A 19,228-nucleotide genomic window follows, 5' to 3' on the forward strand; every position below is an offset into this window, starting at 1 on the left:
TTCATGTACTTTTTGCGGAGAATCATATACCATATAAGAACAGATAAGCTGGAAATAGAGGTGCTTACATGAACAAAGGCCAGAGGCATATCAAAATCAGAGAAATCATTACAAGCAATGAAATCGAAACCCAAGATGAATTGGTCGACATGCTGAAGCAGGATGGATACAAGGTGACACAAGCCACGGTTTCACGTGATATTAAAGAGCTTCACCTTGTGAAGGTGCCGACAAATAACGGCTCATATAAATACAGCCTACCGGCGGACCAGCGTTTCAATCCGCTGTCTAAGCTGAAACGGTCACTGATGGATGCTTTTGTGAAAATAGACTCAGCAAGCCATATGATTGTGCTGAAAACCATGCCGGGCAATGCCCAGGCAATCGGAGCGCTTATGGACAATCTGGACTGGGACGAAATTATGGGGACCATTTGCGGAGATGACACCATTTTAATAATTTGCCGGACTCCTGAAGATACCGACGGCGTAAAAAGCCGGCTCCTAGAGCTGCTGTAAAGGAAATCTAACAAAGATAAGAGGTGTAATGCTGTTTGTTAGCTGAATTATCGATTAAAAACTTTGCCATTATTGAGGAACTGACGGTTTCTTTTGAACGCGGGCTTACGGTTTTAACAGGAGAAACCGGAGCCGGCAAATCCATCATTATAGATGCCATTTCACTTTTGGTCGGTGGCCGCGGTTCATCTGAATTTGTCAGATATGGAGAAACAAAAGCCGAGCTTGAAGGGCTGTTTCTGTTAGATAGCGGCCATCCCGTTTTTGACGTCTGTGCTAAACAGGGGATTGACGTTTCAGATGAAATGATCGTCATGAGAAGGGATATCAGCACGAACGGAAAAAGCGTATGCCGGGTTAATGGCAAACTTGTAACGATTGCGTCACTTAGAGAAATCGGCAGGCTTTTATTAGATATTCACGGGCAGCACGATAACCAGCTGTTAATGGAGGACGAAAACCATCTTCAGCTTTTGGACAAGTTTGCGGGAGCCGAAGTGGAAAGCGCACTTCAAGCGTATCAGGAAGGCTATCAGCGATACATGAAGCTGCTTAAAAAGCTGAAGCAGCTTTCTGAAAGTGAGCAGGAAATGGCACACCGGCTTGATCTGATTCAATTTCAGCTGGAAGAAATCGAATCAGCAAAGCTTGAACTGAACGAAGATGAGCAGCTGCAAGAAGAGCGCCAGCAAATTTCAAATTTTGAGAAAATATTTGAATCACTGCAAAATGCTTATAACGCGCTGCGCAGCGAGCAGGGCGGTCTGGACTGGGTCGGAATGGCGTCGTCTCAGCTTGAAGATTTATCCGATATTAACGAACCGCTGCAAAAACTTTCTGAGAGTGTTTCGAACTCCTACTACCTTTTAGAGGACGCTACATTTCAGATGAGAAATATGCTGGATGAGCTTGAATATGACCCGGAGCGCTTGAATTTTATTGAGACTCGTCTTAATGAGATCAAGCAGCTGAAGCGGAAATACGGGGCAACCGTTGAGGATATTTTAGAATATGCTTCTAAAATTGAAGAAGAGATTGATCAAATTGAAAACAGAGACAGCCATCTGCAAAGCCTGAAGCAGGAGCTGGATTCGGTTGGTAAAGATGTTGCAGTGGAAGCGGCAAACGTTTCCCGAATCCGAAAAACGTGGGCGAAAAAGCTGGCTGAGGAAATCCATCGTGAACTGAAAAGCTTATATATGGAAAAGTCGACTTTCGATACGGAGTTTAAGGTCAGAACGGCGACCCGCAGTGAGGAAGCGCCGGTCGTAAACGGACAGCCTGTTCAGCTCACTGAACAAGGGATTGATCTGGTGAAGTTTTTAATTTCCACCAATACGGGCGAGCCGCTGAAATCTCTTTCTAAAGTCGCTTCCGGCGGAGAGCTGTCGAGGGTCATGCTTGCCATTAAAAGCATTTTTTCCTCACAGCAGGACGTAACCTCGATTATATTTGACGAGGTAGATACAGGCGTAAGCGGCAGGGTCGCTCAGGCTATTGCTGAAAAGATTCACAAAGTATCGATGGGATCACAAGTGCTATGCATTACGCACCTGCCTCAGGTAGCAGCCATGGCCGATACCCATCTTTACATTGCGAAAGAATTAAAAGACGGAAGAACGACGACGCGTGTAAAGCCGCTGACTAAACAAGAGAAGGTGACGGAAATCGGACGCATGATAGCAGGAGTTGAAGTTACAGACTTGACGAAACGCCATGCGAAAGAGCTGTTAAAACAAGCGGATCAAGTCAAAACAACTGGGTAAGCTGCGCGATATGCGCAGCTTATTTTTTTGTATACACATCCATTCGTTCATCAGTATATCCAATGTTTTTCTTTATAAGACAGTTATAAATAAGGGCTGAGAAGGCAAAAGTAATGATGTAGCAGCAATTCATAAAGAAGGTGTGGGGTAGGAGCGAGGAGAGTGAAGTAGTGAATGCGGGATAACATCAGAAAAGCAATAGGTTTAATTCTCCTTGTTTCGTTATTAAGTGTAGGTTTATGCAAACCATTAAAAGAGTATTTACTGATTCCAACGCAAATGAGAGTATTTGAAACCCAAACACAAGCCATTGAAACGAGTTTATCGGTAAACGCCCAGGAAAAATCATCAGAGGCGTTTACAGTTGAGAAAGACCCGCATGAAATCAAAGTCACAGGCAAAAAATCAGGCCAGTCAGAATTAGTATATGATCTTGCCGGATTTCCAATCAAAAAAACAAAAGTGCAAGTTCTTCCGGATTTAAAAGTTATACCGGGCGGGCAATCCATCGGTGTCAAACTTCATTCCGTGGGGGTCCTTGTCGTCGGATTTCATCAAATTAACACAAGCGAAGGGAAAAAATCCCCTGGTGAATCGGCTGGAATTACAGCAGGCGACATTATTATTGAGATGAATGGACAGAAAATTGAAAAAATGAATGATGTAGCCCCGTTTATTCAAAAAGCGGGAAACACCGGAGAGTCACTTGATTTGCTGATCAAACGTGATAAACAGAAGATCAAAACAAAGCTGATTCCTCAAAAGGATGAAGCTGAAGGCAAATACCGAATCGGTCTATATATCAGGGATTCTGCCGCAGGCATCGGCACAATGACCTTTTATGAGCCGAAAACAAAAAAATACGGAGCGCTTGGCCACGTGATCTCCGATATGGATACGAAAAAACCAATCGTCGTGGAAGATGGAGAAATTGTCAAATCGACTGTGACATCAATTGAAAAAGGGACAGGCGGAAATCCTGGAGAAAAACTGGCGCGATTTTCCTCTGAACGCAAAACGATCGGGGACATTAACAGAAACAGCCCATTTGGAATCTTCGGCACGTTACATCAGCCGATTAAAAACAAAATCTCAGATAAGGCGCTGCCGGTTGCCTTTTCAAATGAAGTGAAAAAAGGGCCTGCGGAAATCTTAACGGTCATTGATGATGATAAGGTAGAAAAATTTGATATCGAAATCGTCAGCACGACACCGCAAAAATTTCCGGCTACAAAAGGAATGGTCTTGAAAATTACCGATCCGAGACTGCTGAAGGAAACAGGCGGCATTGTACAAGGCATGAGCGGGAGCCCAATCATTCAAAATGGAAAGGTTGTCGGCGCTGTCACCCATGTGTTTGTCAACGACCCGACAAGCGGTTACGGTGTGCATATTGAATGGATGCTGTCTGAAGCAGGAATCGATATTTACGGAAAAGAAAAAGCAAGCTGACTGCCGGATCTCCGGCAGTTTTTTGCTTTTCCCCCTCTTCACTTCTCATCATACATACGTTAAAATGAACAAAAGAAGATTTTTCGACAAATTCACGTTTCCTTATTTGTCAAATTTCATTTTTAGTCGAAAAACAGAGAAAAACATAGAATAACGAAGATATGCCACTATTATTGTTAGTTATGATTTTTTTTAGAGGGTATATAGCGGTTTTGTCGAATATAAACATGTAGCAAGGTGGAATCCTGTTAACTACATTGGGGGAGGAAGAAACGTGGAGAAAATTAAAGTTTGTGTTGCTGACGATAATCGAGAGCTGGTAAGCCTGTTGAGTGAATATATAGAAGGACAGGAAGACATGGAAGTCATCGGAGTTGCGTATAACGGACAGGAATGCCTGTCGCTATTTAAAGAAAAAGATCCTGATGTGCTCGTCTTGGATATTATTATGCCTCATTTGGACGGACTTGCTGTTTTAGAGCGACTGAGAGAATCCGATCTGAAAAAACAGCCAAACGTCATCATGCTGACAGCCTTCGGGCAGGAAGATGTCACGAAAAAGGCCGTCGATTTAGGAGCGTCCTACTTTATTCTCAAACCGTTTGATATGGAAAACCTTGTCGGCCATATTCGCCAGGTCAGCGGAAATGCCAGCAGTGTGACGCATCGCGCACCGTCATCACAAAGCAGCATTATACGCAGCAGCCAGCCTGAACCAAAAAGGAAAAATCTCGACGCGAGCATCACAAGCATTATCCATGAAATCGGCGTCCCTGCACATATTAAAGGCTATCTCTATCTGCGTGAAGCGATCTCAATGGTGTACAACGATATCGAGCTGCTCGGCAGTATTACAAAAGTCCTCTATCCGGACATCGCCAAAAAATTCAACACAACCGCTAGCCGTGTAGAAAGAGCGATCCGCCACGCGATTGAAGTGGCATGGAGCAGAGGGAATATTGATTCCATTTCCTCATTGTTCGGCTATACGGTCAGCATGACGAAGGCAAAACCTACAAATTCAGAGTTCATTGCGATGGTTGCAGACAAGCTGAGATTAGAGCATAAGGCTTCTTAAGCATGATCAGCAAAAGCACTTAAATCAAACGTCTTTTATTTATTGGTTCCGCTGATAAATAGGAGGCGTTTTGTTTTTGGATAAATCTGTTATAATGAATGCGGCAGATGGGTGAATATTTGTTTATACGATTGGAGTGATCGAAAATGTGTGAAAAGTACGGGCTGTTGATGGCTATATTTATCCTTTCGCTTTGTGTCAATTCAAACATCATCGTGGAGTCACACAAAATAGACATGCTGATTGACTTCATTTCATTTGCTGCAATGGTCGTATGTATATTCGTTGGTTGGACCATGAGAAACAGAAAGTCAAAAACGGATTGACACCCTTTACGCTGTATGTTCGTAGTAAAAAGAGCAATATGAGGTATAAAGGAGACATAAAATGAAAAAGAGAAAAAAGAAAAACAGAAAACGTGACGGACTGCTGTTCGATTTTCTAACCGAAGGAATTGGTCAGCTTCTCATTTTGCCATTTAAATATGTGCACAAACTATTCGATTGACGAAAAGGACCCTTTCTTAAGGGTCTTTTTTTATAAAAAAGACTGCCGAAACATTCAGACAGTCACGTCAAATTAATCTTTATAAGGAACCCATCCAGGTGTGTTCACAATCGCTTGCCATAGCGGCTCAGGCAAGTGATATTTTTCTTTGTCTGTCCCTTTTATCACTGTTTCAATTTGTTTTTCGCGTCCTTCTTTTACTTTTACAGCCCAATCAGGATCAACTAAAATTTCACGCCCCATCGCCACCAGCGGAATACCGTTTTCAATCACAGCAAGCGCGTCATCAGCAGAATGGATGGAACCAACAGCAATCAGAGGCACCTTGTGTCCGACACGTTCATTCAATAAGTCCATGCGCGTACGTGTCGGGTCTGCCCCGCGGCGCGCTTTGGAGTTGACGTCCATCAATGAAATATGGAGGTAATCCAGTTCTTTTTCCACTAAGGCATCAACAAGCGTGAAGGTTTCTGTCATTGTCAGTCCCGGTGTATCTGGCTCTTCCGGAGACAGGCGGTAGCCGACTAAAAATGCACCCTTCGCGTGATCGGCAATTGCTTGTTTCACCTCATCCACAATAGCAAGCGGGAAGGCTAATCGTTTCTCATCGCTTCCTCCCCAGCGGTCTGTGCGCTGATTTGTTTTTGGAGAATAAAACTGCTGAATCAAGTAGCCGTTTGCACCGTGAATTTCGACACCGTCAAATCCGGCTTCAATGGCGCGTCTTGTCGCTTCTCCAAAAGCCTTTACAATGTTTTCAACCTCTGCTTCTGTCAAGGCGCGGGCCATTTGTTTACCGTTATCAGACACGTCACTTGGCGCGACAACATCCTGATTCGGAACGAGCTCAGCAGGGCATTCAATTCCGCCGTGATGAATTTGCACAATCGCTTTTGACCCTTGTGCTTGAATGGCTTGGGCTAATCTTTTTAGCCCGGCAATATGTGAGTCGTCATGGATGGCTGGCTGTCCGGAAAACGCTTTTCCATCAGGCGTGACGTTTGCGCATGCTGTAATCACCATTCCCATTTCTTTTGAACGGGGGATGATATAGTCCAGCTCCGCTTCAGAAATCGTACCGTCTTCATTGGAAGAATAATGGGTCATTGGAGCAACCGCGATCCGGTTGTCAATCGTAACGCCGCTTCGGAATGTAAATGATTCAAAGAGCGGTTTGTACTTTGGATTCATAAGATCATCTTCTTTCGTTTGGATTCGCACATATTCTAGCCTATATGTAAAATTTGATGCAATCAATCTGCTTCACCGGCTGAATATCTTGAGTGCCGAATGTGGTTTTCTTCGCTCTTTTTCGGGGCTTTTGTAGCCGCCTTTGATTTGATGGCCAATGGAGCAAGTGATGACCGCCGCGGCTAGCAGCAGAACGAATTTTTTCATGAGCTGTAACTTCTTTCTGTAAAGTAAATATTCTTTAAAGCTTACGCCTGCCCAACCCTTCCGTCAAACCATCTGCTCACCGTATTCATCAATTTTTTTTAAAATGAATATAAAGTTACTTCTTTCAGCTAATTTTTTCTAAAATGCTGCTCTTTTAGAGACATCCTCATAGACAGATCCGCTTGCTTTCTTTCTAACAACAGGAAATCAGCAGGTCAGATAGCCCTTTTGAAAATCATGGAAACGTTGTACCGGCTTTTGTGCAAGCTTTACAAATCCGCCATTCTGGTCAAAGATAAAAGCCAAACATCAGGAAGAGGTGATCATGTGAAACAAACTGGTCTATTTCTGTTTACTGTACTGCTGCTTTCCGGATGCAGTATTGCAAGCGCGGATGAATCAGCTCCGAGGTTTACAGAAGAGGGCAAATACATTGGCTCGGCCGATCCTCATACAATCGCTGTTTCCCTTAACGGAGAAGAAACCATGATACAAGTTCCGAGAGACAAGCGTGATGATTGTGAGGATCTGCCAGATCACACAAATGTCCAGGTGAAATATATAAAAAAAGAGAACGGAACCTTACAGCTGGAAGATATTCAGCAGCAAAAGAATTCGTAATGACAGACCGGAGGGAGAAACGTTGAGAATGTTATGGAGGAGTTTAGCGATATGCGGATTGGCTTTTATGCTCGCACCCTGTGCGCAAGCGGCAGAGCCGGTAGCAGGGAAGACGGTATATATTGATGCCGGCCATGGCGGCAAAGACAGCGGGGCAGTCGGAAACGGGCTCTTGGAGAAAAATATTAATTTGGCTGTCTCTCGTCATGTTGTGGACGAGCTGAAAGCGGAAGGAGCGAACCCTGTCACTACAAGGACAGATGACCATTTTCTGACCTTGGAGGAAAGAGTGGCAAAAGCAAGTGCAAACCATGCCGATCTTTTTGTCAGTATTCATGTGAATTCGGGCGTTTCCTCCGCTTCAGGCACGGAAACGTACTTTCAGTCTGATTATGAAGCGGAAAACAGTCAGCGGCTGGCATCGGATATTCAGTCAGAGCTGGTATCATCCTTGCAAACAAGAGACAGGGGTGTGAAAGAATCGGATTTTTATGTCATTACATATTCACAAATGCCGAGCGTGCTGGCTGAGCTTGGATTTATTACAAACAGCTCTGATGCGGACAAGCTTGGGAGTGAAGTATATCAGGAAAAAGCTGCAGACGCGATTGTCGCGGGGATCGATTCTTATTACGCGCAATAGTCTGAGTACAAGAAACCTTAATTCTAGAGTGACAAGGCCAAAATCAGTATAATGGAGAAAACGGGCAACTTTAGGCTTGAGGTGAAACAATGACAAAGGTTTTTGCCCATCGGGGGGCATCAGGTCATTATCCCGAAAATACAATGATTGCATTTGAAAAAGGGATTGAAGACGGAGCAGATGGAATAGAGCTTGATGTTCAGCTGACAAAAGACGGACGTATTGCTGTTATTCATGATGAAAGGCTCGACCGGACGACATCCTTAAAAGGTTTCGTAAAGGACACGGTGTACGATGTCTTGAAGACTGCGGATGCGGCTGCCGGTCATCATCAAACAGTGGGCGATGTAAGGGTGCCGCTGCTTGAAGACGTGCTCTCGTGGGCTGAAAAAAAGGATTTTCTGATTAACATTGAATTGAAAAACAGCGTGATCCGTTATGAAGGAATGGAAGAAAAAGTGCTTGAGGCAGTAAAGAGATTTAAAATAGAAGAAAGAACGATTCTGTCCTCATTTAACCATGAAAGCTTAGCGTTATGCGGCCGGTTGGCACCCCATATTGAGCGAGCGGTGCTGACCTCAGATGTGCTTTATCAGGCTGATCAATATGTAAAATCCATTCCGGCAGCCGGCTACCACCCAAAGCTGCATAGCCCGGCGGTAACGGATGAAGTGCTGCAGCAAATGCGGAACAGTTCGATTAAGGTAAGGCCTTTTACAGTCAATCGGCCAGACGATATGGAGTATTTGATGAAAATGGGAGCAGACGGCCTTTTCACAGATTTTCCTGAGCGGGCTCTTGCCATCGCTAAGAAATTGAATAGAAGAAATTAGTTTTCAAGAAGGCTGCCGGAGCAGCCTTCTTTTTTCATTCATTCATACCTGTTTCAAAGCATACATTCATAGAAGACATCAAGAAATGTAAGCGCTGTCTATCTTCTGATTTGAGGTGACACTATGAGGAAAACAGTTATTGTAAGTGCTGCGAGAACCCCGTTTGGTAAATTTGGCGGGGCATTAAAAGAAGTAAAAGCTGCTGAACTCGGGGGCGCTGCTATGAAAGAGGCGTTAAAGCGTGCCGGAGTCTCTGGAGATCAGGCGGAAGGCGCGGTCATGGGTATGGTTGTCCAAGCCGGTGCGGGCCAGATACCTTCCCGGCAAGCTGCCCGTATAGCCGGACTGCCTTGGAGTGTGCCATCGGAAACGCTGAATAAAGTTTGCGCCTCCGGCCTTCGCGCTGTCACTCTATGTGACCAAATGATTCGGGCGCATGATGCGGACATTCTTGTTGCCGGAGGCATGGAGAGCATGAGCAATATTCCGTATGCTGTTCCCGCTGGCCGCTGGGGCGCGCGGATGGGTAACGGTGAGCTAAGGGATTTAATGGTTTATGACGGATTAATGTGCGCCTTTGATGAAGTGCACATGGCCGTTCACGGAAATACGGCGGCCAAGGAATATGGAATTTCACGTAAAGAGCAGGATGAATGGGCCCTTCGAAGCCACAAGCGGTCGGCCGAGGCGGCCGATGAAGGAAAGTTTGATGAAGAAATTGTTCCTGTCAGCTGGCTTGGCCGGAAAGGAAAAACAAACATTGTTGACAAAGATGAAGCGATTCGCCGCGATACCACTCTCGTTCAGCTTGCGAAACTTTCTCCGATTTATTCAAGTGACGGATCCATTACAGCCGGCAATGCACCGGGAGTCAACGACGGAGCGGGAGCATTTGTATTAATGTCTGAGGAAAAAGCAGCTGAACTAGGAAAGCGTCCTCTTGCAACCATTCTTGGTTTTTCAACAGCCGGAATGCAAGCGCATGAGCTTGCGGCCGCTCCGGGATACGCAATAAACAAGCTGCTCCAAAAGACCGGTTTTACATTACAGGATATTGATCTTTTTGAAGTCAATGAAGCATTTGCTTCTGTTGTATTAACATGTGAAAAAATCGTCGGATTTGATCTTGAAAAAGTAAACGTAAATGGCGGAGCGATTGCGCTGGGCCACCCGATCGGCGCTAGCGGTGCGAGAATTTTGATGACACTTGTGTACGAATTAAAGCGCCGGGGAGGCGGACTGGGTATTGCTGCTATTTGCAGCGGGGCGGCTCAGGGAGACGCTGTCTTGGTTCAAGTTCATTAAAACATTGACGGAGAAGGGGATTTGAATGGAAATCAAACATATCATGGTAGCCGGCGCCGGACAGATGGGAAGCGGAATTGCCCAAACAGCGGCTGAAGCCGGCTTTTATGTGCGGCTGTATGATTTGAATCCGGAGGCAGCGGAATCGGGGTTTCAGCACATAAAAAAGCATTTGAACCGCGCTGCTGAAAAAGGAAGAAAGACGGAAGCTGAAGTGAAGGCTGTTATCAGCCGCATTTCGCTTTCCCCCGCGCTGGAGGAGGCGCAGCATGCGGATGTTGTGATTGAAGCAATTGCAGAAAACATGACGGCAAAAACTAAATTGTTCAAAAACCTTGATCATATTTGCCCGGCTCATACGCTTTTGGCCAGCAATACATCTTCCTTGCCTATAACAGAAATTGCAGCTGTCACAAATCGTCCAGAACACGTCATTGGCATGCATTTTATGAACCCCGTCCCTGTTATGAAACTGGTTGAAGTTATTCGCGGCCTGGCGACATCAGATGAAACGGCATTAACCATTACGGCATTAGCAGAAAAAATGGGGAAAACACCGGTGGAAGTCAATGATTTTCCCGGATTTGTCTCCAACCGTGTGCTTCTGCCAATGATTAATGAAGCCATCTATTGTCTTTATGAGGGGGTAGCTGAGCCAAACGCAATAGACCAGGTCATGAAGCTTGGCATGAATCACCCGATGGGCCCGCTGAAATTAGCTGATTTTATCGGGCTGGACACGTGTTTGTCGATTATGGAAGTCCTTCACTCCGGGCTTGGAGACTCCAAGTACCGTCCTTGCCCGCTGCTTCGTAAGTACGTCAAAGCAGGGTGGCTCGGCAAAAAGAGCGGACGTGGCTTTTATCATTACGGCGAGGAGAAGAATACCTGAAGTCAATTCCAATCCGGGGGTGGCCGAGTTGCATTTAACCCAAGAGCAAGTCATGATGCGAAAGATGGTGCGGGATTTTGCCCGAAAAGAAATTGCTCCTGCTGCGGAGGTCATGGAGAAAACAGATGAATTTCCATTTCAGCTAATGAAGAAAATGGGTGAACACGGCTTGATGGGAATACCAGTGCCGGAACAGTATGGCGGCGCTGGAGCGGACGTTGTTTCTTATATTTTGGCCATTCATGAGATTTCTAAAATCAGCGCGGCGGTCGGTGTCATTCTTTCGGTTCATTCCTCAGTGGGCACAAATCCGATTTTGTACTTCGGAAACGAAGAGCAAAAAGTGAAATATGTACCGAAACTCGCCTCAGGCAGCTATTTGGGTGCATTTGCGCTGACTGAGCCATACTCTGGATCGGATGCCGGGAGCCTTCGCACCACAGCAATCAAAAAGAACGGCAAATATATTTTAAACGGATCGAAAATTTTCATAACAAACGGCGGTGCCGCCGACCTCTATATTACGTTTGCTTTAACAGCCCCAGGCCAAAACAGGAACGGGATTTCGGCTTTTATCGTTGAAAAGAACACACCGGGTTTTACAGTCGGCAAAAAAGAAAGAAAGCTGGGGCTTCACGGGTCCAATACAACAGAGCTGATATTTGAAAATGCGGAAGTGCCGGAAGAGAATTTGCTGGGCGAAGAGGGCGATGGATTTAAAATCGCGATGGCGAATCTGAATGTGGGGCGCATCGGCATTGCAGCACAAGCGCTGGGAATCGCAGAGGCTGCCCTGGAATATGCGGTTGCTTACGCGAAACAACGTGTCCAATTCAACAGGCCTATCGCAGCCAATCAAGGCATATCGTTTAAGCTCGCCGATATGGCGACAAGAGCAGAAGCGGCAAGGCACCTTGTCTATCATGCGGCAGATCTCCATAACCGCGGCCTGGCCTGCGGAAAGGAAGCGTCCATGGCTAAACAATTTGCTTCCGATTCAGCGGTGAAGGCTGCCCTTGAGGCAGTCCAGATTTATGGAGGATATGGTTATATGAAGGATTATCCGGTCGAACGGCTGCTTAGGGATGCAAAGGTAACACAAATTTATGAAGGCACAAATGAAATTCAAAGACTCATTATTTCCAAGCACCTGCTTGGCGCAATCTGACAGATAATAACGCAAAGCGGAGGTTGAGAATATGGATGGTAAACAGCATTTTTCTCCAGGTCTGGACGGGGTCGTCGCGGCAGAAACGGATATTTCTTATCTTGACACACAGTACAGCCAGATATTGATTCGAGGCTATGATTTAATTGATCTTTCAAAAACCAAAAGCTATCTAGAACTGGTGCATCTATTGCTGGAGGGGAGGCTGCCGGATGAAAATGAAACGGAAACGGTCAAAAGGAAGGTCAACAGCGCTTCAAACCTGCCGGCTGACCTTGTCCGTCTTCTTGAGCTGCTGCCTGAACATACTCATCCGATGGATTGTCTGCGAACCGGGGTATCGGCTCTTGCCGGCTACGACCGCCAAATTGACGATCGGTCGCCTTCTGCAAACAAGGAGCGCGCCTATCAGCTTTTAGGGAAAATGCCTGCGCTCACAGCAAGCAGCTATAGAAAGATAAATAAAGGAAAACCGATTCCTCCGCTTCAGCACCTTTCCTACAGTGCGAATCTCCTATACATGATGACAGGGAAAATACCGTCCGCATTGGAAGAGCGGATCTTTGACCGTTCACTCATTCTGTACAGTGAGCATGAGATGCCGAATTCAACCTTTACGGCCAGGGTGATCGCTTCAACACAATCGGATCTTTATGGCGCATTGACAGGAGCTGTAGCTTCTTTGAAGGGGAATCTTCATGGAGGCGCAAACGAAGCGGTCATGTATATGCTTTTGGAGGCAAAAACAAAGGCTGATTTTGAACAAATCCTGTTATCAAAACTGAGAAGAAAAGAAAAAATCATGGGCTTCGGCCACCGGGTGTACATGAAAAAAATGGACCCGAGAGCGCTTATGATGAAAGATGCGCTTCAGCAGTTATGCGATCAAGCCGGAGATCACCGTTTATACGAAATGTGTGAAGCAGGGGAGCAGCTGATGGAGCGGGTAAAAGGGCTTTATCCAAATTTGGATTATTACGCCGCCCCGGTATATTGGATGCTGGGTATACCAATTCCATTGTATACACCTGTCTTTTTCAGTGCGAGAACGGCAGGCTTATGCGCACATGTGATTGAACAGCATACCAATAACCGCTTGTTCCGCCCGCGTGTCCGCTATACAGGTCCGCGATATGAGAACAAATCCAACTCATGAAAGGAATGGGGCGAATGCTGAAAACGGATCATGTCATTGAAGAAATAACAGACTATGTGCTTGAGAAAGAGATTACGAGTTCAGAAGCGTTTACAACGGCAGGTCACGTTTTGCTGGATACACTCGGCTGCGGGATTTTAGCGCTCCGCTATCCCGAATGCACCAAGCTGCTCGGCCCGATTGTCCCCGGAACCATTGTGCCAAACGGAAGCAGAGTGCCGGGAACGTCATATGTTCTTGATCCTGTACGGGCGGCATTTAACATAGGATGTATGATCCGCTGGCTTGATTACAACGATACGTGGCTTGCGGCGGAGTGGGGGCATCCGTCAGATAACTTGGGGGGCATTCTTGCGGCGGCTGATTATGTATCAAGAGTGAGGCTGTCTGAAGGAAAAGAGCCATTAACGGTTCGCGACGTCCTTGAAGCGATGATCAAGGCTCACGAAATTCAAGGTGTACTGGCTTTAGAAAACAGCTTAAACCGTGTCGGGCTTGATCATGTGTTGTTTGTCAAGGTGGCAACGACGGCTGTAGCCGCAAAGCTGCTGGGCGGCGGGAGGGAAGAAATCAATCACGCGCTTTCGAATGCTTGGATTGACAATGCAGCCTTGAGGACATACCGGCATGCGCCTAATACAGGCTCGCGCAAATCGTGGGCCGCAGGAGATGCGACCAGCAGGGGCGTTCATCTCGCACTGATGGCGTTAAAAGGCGAAATGGGTTACCCGACAGCTTTGACCGCTCCGGGCTGGGGCTTTCAAGACGTCTTATTCAACAAGAAAGAGATCAAGCTCGCCCGCCCGCTTGACGCTTATGTCATGGAAAATGTGTTGTTCAAAGTCTCTTATCCTGCGGAATTCCACGCCCAGACAGCGGCAGAGTGTGCCGTCATTCTTCATCCGCATGTCAAAGACCGTATCGATGAAATTGACCGTGTTGTTATCAAAACGCATGAATCAGCTATCCGCATCATTGATAAAAAAGGCCCGCTGCATAATCCCGCGGATCGCGATCATTGTCTGCAATACATCACAGCGATTGGTTTGATATTCGGTGATATCACTGCACAGCATTATGAGGCTGATACGGCAAGTGATTCAAGAATAGATAAACTTCGAGAAAAAATGGAAGTGACTGAAAACAAAGCATATACGGAAGATTATCTCAAACCAGATAAACGCTCCATTTCAAATGCCGTTCAGATTCATTTTAAAGACGGAACGAGTACAGAGATGGTTGAATGTGAATTTCCGCTGGGCCATCGTTTTCGAAGAGACGAGGCTGTGCCAAAATTGTTAGAAAAGTTTTCTGGGAATCTTAAAACCCATTTTCCAGAGAAACAGCAAAAACATATTTACAAGCGCTGCACCAGCTCTGAAACATTACAAACGATGCGCGTAAACGATTTTGTCGATATGTTCTGTATGTGAAAGGAGGACTCATATCTTGTCTTGGATCGTCAATGAGCAATCGTCACAAGAAGAACTTGCTGAACGCTTCCGCAAACTGATGTGTGCGCCGGAAATATTGCAAATTCCCGGCGCTCATGACGGGATGGCCGCCTTGCTTGCGAAGGAGGCCGGTTTTTCTGCCTTATACTTATCGGGTGCGGCTTATACGGCCAGCAGGGGGCTGCCTGATCTTGGAATTGTTACGTCGGCAGAAATGGCCGAACGGGCAAAAGATCTTGTCCGCGCAGCAGACCTGCCTTTGCTTGTTGATATCGATACGGGCTTTGGCGGGGTATTAAACGCTGCCCGCACCGCCCGCGAGATGCTGGAAGCAAGGGTGGCAGCAGTGCAAATAGAGGACCAGCAGCTTCCGAAAAAATGCGGGCATTTGAATGGCAAACAGCTTGTCCCGGCTCAGGAATTGGCGCAAAAAATAAAAGCCATGAAACAAGCGGCACCATCACTTGTGATTGTCGCCCGTACAGATGCAAGAGCGCAGGAAGGACTTGAATCCGCAATAAAACGCGCTTTGGCATACATTGAGGCGGGAGCGGACGCAATTTTCCCTGAAGCGCTTCAAACGGAAAACGAATTTCGCCAGTTTGCTGAACAGATCCCTGTCCCGCTTCTTGCCAATATGACTGAGTTTGGGAAAACGCCGTATTATCATGCAGATGAATTTGCTGCTATGGGGTTTCGGATGGTGATCTATCCGGTCACCTCGCTCAGAGCTGCGGCAAAGGCTTATGAACGGATGTTTAGCTTGATAAGGGAGCGCGGATCGCAAAAAGAAGGGCTTGATGATATGCAGACGCGTAAGGAGCTGTATGAAACGATTTCTTATTATGATTATGAAGCGCTGGACAAAACGATTGCCAAGACCGTCTTGCCTGATAAATAATGCGAACAAAAAAGCCGGAGCATTCTCCGGCTTTTTTACATCTTTTGTTTTCTGAATCGCGGACTGACTTGATTGCGTTTTCTGTCTCTGTACAAAATGAACCCGGCCAGCACATACAGGCCGAAAACGAAAAAGATTAATCCTGATAAACCTTGGAGCCAAAGAGAAGAAAATGGCTTTACCGTATGGCCGAAAAGCATATCTCTCATCAGTTTAATGCCTAAAGCAGAAATGGCGCCGGGGAGCACTAAAATCAAAAGCGCAAGAAGTCGGCTCATGTTCAGAAAACCCCTTTATTTTTCATTTCCTTTATTGTCCAGCGGAAAAAATATTTTGTCAAGAGAAGAAAACGTGGTAACATAGGGTTGTGCAAATTATTGCAACGGAAAAAACAGGTATGCAAATTTTTTCATACAAAGGGGTATCGGGATGCAGAAGGTACTGATCGTAGGTGCCGGTAAAAGGGGAACGGCGTTATTACAAATTCTCATTAAAACAGCCATCATAGACATTATTGCCGTGGTTGACAAAAACCCCGAAGCGCCGGGATTAAAAGAAGCAAAACATTATGGAATTGCCGTTTCATCTGATTGGAAACCATACATACAACAAAAGCCGGATATCGTTATTCATACAACGGGTGAACAAGCTGTACTTGACGAACTCCTTCAGGAAAAACACGAGCAGACCATTGTTATGCCGGGAAAGATGGCTTACATTGTGTTTCAGCTTATGGAAGAAAAACAGCAGCTGATTCAAATGCTAAAAGAACAAACATACAAACATGACCGAATCTTTAATTCCACCCACGACGGAATGATTTTTATTGATATCAATGAAGAGATCATTCTGTTTAATCATATGGCTGAAAATATGGTGGGAAAACAACGTGAGGAAGTCATTGGACGCCCGATCAAAGAAGTCATCCCGAGCACAAAGATGCCTCGGATTTTAAAAACGAGAGAGCCTGAATACAATCAAAAACAGCTCTTGGGTGAAAATTTGCAAATTGTAACAACAAGGCTGCCGATCATTGATGAAGGCGGACGTCTGCTCGGAGCACTCAGTGTATTTAAGGATATTACAGATGCGGTCGAGCTGGCGGAGGAAGTGACAAATCTAAAACAGGTGCGCACGATGCTGGAGGCGATTATACAATCCTCCGACGAGGCGATTTCTGTCGTTGATGAAAACGGCATTGGCCTGTTGATCAATAAAGCATACACAAAAATGACTGGGCTTTCTGAAAAAGAAGTCATCGGCAAGCCGGCGAGCACTGATATTTCTGAAGGGGAAAGCATGCATTTAAAGGTGCTTGAGACAAGACGCCCAGTGCGCGGCGTCAGAATGAAGGTCGGCCCGAATGAAAAAGAGGTCATCGTCAATGTAGCGCCGGTGATTGTGGATGGCATTTTAAAAGGCAGTGTCGGCGTGATCCATGACGTGTCAGAAATTAAAATGCTGACCGCGGAGCTTAACAGGGCCAGGCAGATTATCCGCACGCTCGAAGCGAAATATACCTTTGACGACATTATCGGCAAAAGTGAGCAAATGCTGGTAGCGCTTGAACAGGCGAAGCTTGGAGCGAAAACGCCGGCAACGATTTTGCTGCGCGGAGAATCGGGCACAGGCAAAGAGCTGTTTGCCCATGCCATCCATAACGAAAGCGACAGGAAATACAATAAATTCATCCGCGTAAATTGCGCCGCTCTTTCAGAAAATCTTCTGGAATCAGAACTGTTTGGCTACGAGGAAGGCGCGTTTTCGGGAGCGAAGCGCGGCGGCAAGAAGGGCTTATTTGAAGAAGCCAATAACGGCAGTATTTTCTTAGACGAAATCGGCGAGCTGACGCAAAATATGCAGGCGAAACTGCTGCGCGTCCTTCAAGAAAAAGAGATCGTCAGAGTGGGAGGCACGAAGGCAATCCCTGTTAATGTGAGAATTATTGCAGCCACAAATGTAAATATCGAAAAAGCAATGGCGGATGGGACGTTCCGTGAAGATCTGTACTACCGCATCAATCGCTATCCCATCTCTATCCCTCCTTTGCGTCACCGGATTGAAGACATTGAAGCGCTCAGTGAAAGGCTCATTCAAAAAATTAACCGCGATTACGGCCGGAATGTAAAGGGACTGACCCAGCAGGCTTTGCGGGCATTGTCGGCTTACCATTGGCCGGGAAATGTCCGCGAGCTGGAAAATGTCCTTGGACGAGCAATGATTTTTCTGAAGCCGCACATGGAATGGATTGAAAAAGAGCATTTGCCTGTATTTGAAATAGAACAAAAAGAAAGCAGCGCAGAACAGGGAGCCGGTTTTGATTTTCCTGACATCGAAGGCGAAAAGCTGTCTAAGGCCGTTGAAAAATTTGAAGCGCACTTGATTCAGCAAACGCTGGAAAAGCATCATTTTAACCGTACGAAAACAGCGAAAGCCCTCGGCGTCAGCATTCGAAATTTATATTACAAAATGGATAAATACGGCCTTGCAAATGAAGGCATGCAATAACTTGCAGAATAAGCGCAAATGTCTGCACGAATCTTTCTTCGCATCCATCATGACAGCATCGCACCGAGCTGGCATAGAACTTGCATAATAAAAAGCGGAGTCGAGACAAGAAAGGTGGTAACTGATGAAGCTGAAAGATTTGATCGGCAAAGCGTCGATGTACAAAAACAAGACCATTGCGGTTGCTCATGCTGAGGATGAGGAAGTGATCCGGGCTGTGAAACTGGCAGCCGAGCATTTGTCCGTCCGTTTTTTATTAGTGGGCGACAGCAAAAAACTGAACGACCTGACATTCTCCATGCAAGGGCATCAAGTGGAAATCATGCATGCCAATACGCCGGAGGAATCGGCGAAGCTAGCGGTTCGCGCTGTTCATCAAAAAAAAGCAGACGTCTTAATGAAAGGGAATGTGCCGACTTCTGTTTTGCTTAAAGCGGTATTAAACAAACAGGAAGGGCTGCGGAAATCCCGTGTCCTTTCTCATGTGGCCGTGTTTGATATTCCTGACTTTGAGAGACTCATGTTTGTGACAGATTCGGCTATGAATATTGCCCCTTCGCTGGAGGAGCTTCAGCAGATTCTTCAAAATGCTGTTCATGTGGCGCGTGCAGTAGGGAACAATATGCCAAAAGCGGCTGCCCTTGCGGCGGTAGAAACGGTAAATCCGAAGATGGAAGCGACGGTCAATGCAGCTGCTCTCGCCCAAATGTGCAAAAGAGGGCAGATTAAAGGGTGCATTGTAGATGGACCGCTTGCCTTGGATAACGCAGTATCGCAAATTGCCGCGGCTCAGAAAAAGATTTCGGGAGACGTAGCGGGCAGCGCCGATATCCTTCTTGTCCCTTCGATTGAAGCGGGAAATATTTTATATAAATCACTGATTTATTTTGCGAAAGCACACGTGGCGGCTGTCATTACGGGGGCCAAAGCGCCGATTGCATTAACGAGCAGAGCGGATTCCGCTGAAAACAAACTGTATTCGATCGCGCTGGCATTATGCGCATCTGAAGAATACACACTTTAGGAGG

Annotated in this window: 18 protein-coding genes; 15 read left to right on the forward strand and 3 right to left on the reverse strand. The window is 46.1% G+C overall.

Annotated features, from left to right (window positions below; genetic code table 11):
* The first annotated feature begins 68 nt into the window (after window positions 1-68).
* The 4 genes from argR (at window position 69) to spo0A (ending at window position 4,814) form a co-directional block, all read left to right on the forward strand.
* Complete coding sequence (gene argR / locus LNN34_RS03080) at window positions 69-518, forward strand: arginine repressor ArgR (RefSeq protein WP_010334883.1); 450 nt, start codon at window positions 69-71, stop codon at window positions 516-518.
* Window positions 519-553: 35 nt separating this feature from the next.
* Complete coding sequence (gene recN, locus LNN34_RS03085) at window positions 554-2,284, forward strand: DNA repair protein RecN (protein WP_229042693.1); 1,731 nt, start codon at window positions 554-556, stop codon at window positions 2,282-2,284.
* A gap of 174 nt (window positions 2,285-2,458) precedes the next feature.
* Entirely contained in the window at window positions 2,459-3,736 is a 1,278-nt protein-coding gene (gene spoIVB / locus LNN34_RS03090) for a SpoIVB peptidase (RefSeq protein WP_059352386.1), read from the forward strand.
* 274 nt (window positions 3,737-4,010) lie between these two features.
* Entirely contained in the window at window positions 4,011-4,814 is an 804-nt protein-coding gene (gene spo0A / locus LNN34_RS03095) for a sporulation transcription factor Spo0A (RefSeq protein WP_010334880.1), read from the forward strand.
* A 579-nt stretch (window positions 4,815-5,393) separates the two neighbouring features.
* Here spo0A and LNN34_RS03100 read toward each other — a convergent pair.
* Both LNN34_RS03100 and LNN34_RS03105 read right to left on the reverse strand, forming a co-directional pair.
* A complete protein-coding gene (locus LNN34_RS03100; RefSeq protein WP_059293833.1) occupies window positions 5,394-6,512 on the reverse strand; it encodes an NADH-dependent flavin oxidoreductase in 1,119 nt (372 codons plus the stop codon).
* A 72-nt stretch (window positions 6,513-6,584) separates the two neighbouring features.
* Complete coding sequence (locus LNN34_RS03105; RefSeq protein WP_024122000.1) at window positions 6,585-6,719, reverse strand: hypothetical protein; 135 nt, start codon at window positions 6,717-6,719, stop codon at window positions 6,585-6,587.
* 327 nt (window positions 6,720-7,046) lie between these two features.
* On the opposite strand from LNN34_RS03105, the gene LNN34_RS03110 reads away from it, so the two are divergent.
* From LNN34_RS03110 to prpB, 9 genes are all read left to right on the forward strand, one after another.
* Entirely contained in the window at window positions 7,047-7,340 is a 294-nt protein-coding gene (locus tag LNN34_RS03110) for a hypothetical protein (RefSeq protein WP_099043402.1), read from the forward strand.
* 22 nt (window positions 7,341-7,362) lie between these two features.
* The gene (locus LNN34_RS03115) at window positions 7,363-7,983 is read left to right on the forward strand and encodes an N-acetylmuramoyl-L-alanine amidase family protein (protein ID WP_229042695.1); all 621 of its coding nucleotides are present in this window, start codon (window positions 7,363-7,365) and stop codon (window positions 7,981-7,983) included.
* Between the two features lie 89 nt (window positions 7,984-8,072).
* Window positions 8,073-8,816, forward strand: a complete 744-nt coding sequence (locus tag LNN34_RS03120; RefSeq protein WP_229042697.1) for a glycerophosphodiester phosphodiesterase — start codon at window positions 8,073-8,075, stop codon at window positions 8,814-8,816.
* Between the two features lie 123 nt (window positions 8,817-8,939).
* Window positions 8,940-10,121 (forward strand): acetyl-CoA C-acetyltransferase, encoded by a 1,182-nt coding sequence (locus LNN34_RS03125; RefSeq protein WP_229042700.1) that lies wholly within the window; start codon window positions 8,940-8,942, stop codon window positions 10,119-10,121.
* Between the two features lie 25 nt (window positions 10,122-10,146).
* Complete coding sequence (locus tag LNN34_RS03130; RefSeq protein WP_059293629.1) at window positions 10,147-11,013, forward strand: 3-hydroxybutyryl-CoA dehydrogenase; 867 nt, start codon at window positions 10,147-10,149, stop codon at window positions 11,011-11,013.
* A gap of 28 nt (window positions 11,014-11,041) precedes the next feature.
* A complete protein-coding gene (locus tag LNN34_RS03135) occupies window positions 11,042-12,181 on the forward strand; it encodes an acyl-CoA dehydrogenase (protein ID WP_044154656.1) in 1,140 nt (379 codons plus the stop codon).
* A gap of 31 nt (window positions 12,182-12,212) precedes the next feature.
* Window positions 12,213-13,337 carry a citrate synthase gene (mmgD, locus tag LNN34_RS03140; protein ID WP_229042701.1) on the forward strand — a complete coding sequence of 375 codons (1,125 nt, stop codon included), beginning with the start codon at window positions 12,213-12,215 and terminating at the stop codon, window positions 13,335-13,337.
* Window positions 13,338-13,351: 14 nt separating this feature from the next.
* On the forward strand, window positions 13,352-14,770 hold the full coding sequence (locus tag LNN34_RS03145; RefSeq protein WP_059293632.1) for a bifunctional 2-methylcitrate dehydratase/aconitate hydratase: 1,419 nt from the start codon (window positions 13,352-13,354) through the stop codon (window positions 14,768-14,770).
* Between the two features lie 16 nt (window positions 14,771-14,786).
* Window positions 14,787-15,692: a methylisocitrate lyase gene (prpB, locus tag LNN34_RS03150; RefSeq protein ID WP_229042703.1), complete on the forward strand. Its 906-nt coding sequence runs from the start codon at window positions 14,787-14,789 to the stop codon at window positions 15,690-15,692.
* Between the two features lie 35 nt (window positions 15,693-15,727).
* Here prpB and LNN34_RS03155 read toward each other — a convergent pair whose 3' ends face one another.
* Window positions 15,728-15,970, reverse strand: a complete 243-nt coding sequence (locus LNN34_RS03155) for a DUF2627 domain-containing protein (protein ID WP_024121990.1) — start codon at window positions 15,968-15,970, stop codon at window positions 15,728-15,730.
* Window positions 15,971-16,121: 151 nt separating this feature from the next.
* Here LNN34_RS03155 and LNN34_RS03160 point away from each other — a divergent pair, with 151 nt between their 5' ends.
* Complete coding sequence (locus LNN34_RS03160) at window positions 16,122-18,200, forward strand: sigma-54 interaction domain-containing protein (RefSeq protein WP_044154662.1); 2,079 nt, start codon at window positions 16,122-16,124, stop codon at window positions 18,198-18,200.
* Between the two features lie 124 nt (window positions 18,201-18,324).
* Window positions 18,325-19,224, forward strand: coding sequence for a phosphate butyryltransferase (gene yqiS / locus LNN34_RS03165; protein WP_229042706.1), 900 nt, complete (start codon window positions 18,325-18,327; stop codon window positions 19,222-19,224).
* Window positions 19,225-19,228: the final 4 nt, after the last annotated feature.

Source organism: Bacillus sp. AF23, from assembly GCF_020861455.1.
In the GTDB taxonomy this organism is placed as follows: Bacteria; Bacillota; Bacilli; order Bacillales; family Bacillaceae; genus Bacillus; species Bacillus halotolerans.